The 1,548-nt window shown below is 57.4% G+C and carries 2 protein-coding genes; one reads left to right on the forward strand and one right to left on the reverse strand.

Annotated features, from left to right (window positions below):
- Nucleotides 1–255: hypothetical protein (locus BX591_RS36830; RefSeq protein WP_208644761.1), on the forward strand; the 255-nt coding region annotated here is incomplete at its 5' end.
- A gap of 75 nt (nt 256–330) precedes the next feature.
- Here the strand turns inward: BX591_RS36830 and BX591_RS35820 are convergent.
- Entirely contained in the window at nt 331–1,098 is a 768-nt protein-coding gene (locus BX591_RS35820; protein WP_111936014.1) for a class I SAM-dependent methyltransferase, read from the reverse strand.
- Between the last annotated feature and the right edge of the window lie 450 nt (nt 1,099–1,548).

Here is a 1,548-nt window from a genome sequence, read left to right on the forward strand (position 1 = left end):
CCCATTGATGGCCGCAAAGGCAACCAAACGCACTGCGGCGGTCAGCAATCATGCGTCGCATTGCAATCTCCTCGGGTTTCCACACAGCCTGGGTCAGTCCATGCCTTTCGCATATCTGCGGCGATCAGCGATCTGCAGGGCTTGCGATGGCCCGGGTTCGGCCAGGAAACGACGTTCGACCACGGGACGTGCATTGGCGACAATCGGAAACTGATCTGCAAAACAAACCTGCCGCGATGCGCGTCGCTGAACTGAATGGCGCGCAGAAAACGGTCCGTCGCTTAGTCGGCAGCGAAGGGATTGCGGCCGAGGAGCGTTGACTCGCTAATTTCAGGTACGCGAAAGCAGGTAGTAGCCAAAGCCGAGCGTCGCGCGCCCCCAATGCAGGTATGAGCTATGCCAGTCTTGCATCCGCTTTAAGAACTTCGCCGAGTCGGGGTCATCAGGATTCGTCGCCAAGTATTGCATCATCGCGTCGCGGTACCTGCCTTCGTATTCATCCCACTCATCTTCGCTGCTGGTTGCGGTCCGCAGCAGGTTATAGCCCAACGCACGGGCGCGCTGGGCGTTTTCTGCGTGAGAAACGAATTCGTCGGCTGTTCCGTTAATTGCATCCAGATAACCTTGCGCGGGTCGCTGCCTCCAATATCCCTCGGCGACGAGCAAACGGCCATTGGGCTTCAACCAGTCGAACGCGACACGCAGGCATTCTTCGAACGAACCGAATGCATGCGTAGATCCAACGCAGAGGATTGCAGCGTATCCGTCTTCGGGCCGAGTGTGCTCTAGCAGAGGGGCGTTGATCAGACTCAGCCGTGAGTCGTTCGGAAATTCCTGCTGAAAAGCAGCTCGGGCCTCGTCTAAGAAGCTTTGATTGATGTCGACGCCGACACCACGTGCCGGTGACAAGTGAAGCACATCTCGCAATAGCGCCGCCTTGCCACAGCCGGCATCGAGCACGATGTCGGCTGCCGAGAAATTCGCGACGAAGCTGCGAAGCAGTTCATAAGCTTTCTTCTGCGACAGCGGGCTCAGGTAACGGTGGTTGCTATGTGCGATCGTGGAAAAACGGAACGGGCCGTAGTTCGTGTTGGTCATGGTTCTCTTGCGAAACGGTATTGATGGATTTTTTCAACATCGATTCACAAAGAGCTTTCATACACGAACCTCCGAAATATTTTCGTTGTGCGGCGCTGCAAGCTTACCCAGATTCTCAGACAGCTGCAATTCTCCACGGTCGTGAACGGCTGCTCAGGGAGTTCGCGAATGGCTGGTTTGGGTGTGCGCCGTGAAAAGGTGGCGCTTTCCAGCGGGTGCAAGCCCCGCCCGGCAAATGCTCCAGCCGGAAGCAACCGGAGCAGCTATGGAGGCACGAAGTGGCTGAAGCCTTCGGTGAACTGATGCTGTCGCTGGCGCGACGCATCGTTGATCGGCGCGTGCTGCATCTGATCCGGATGTGGCTGGAATGCCCCGCGGAAGAAACCGATACCCGAGGCCGGAAGAAACGTACGACGGTGGCCAAAGACAGCAGACGTGGCATTCCGCAAG

This window comes from Paraburkholderia bryophila, assembly GCF_003269035.1.
GTDB classification, from domain to species: Bacteria; Pseudomonadota; Gammaproteobacteria; order Burkholderiales; family Burkholderiaceae; genus Paraburkholderia; species Paraburkholderia bryophila.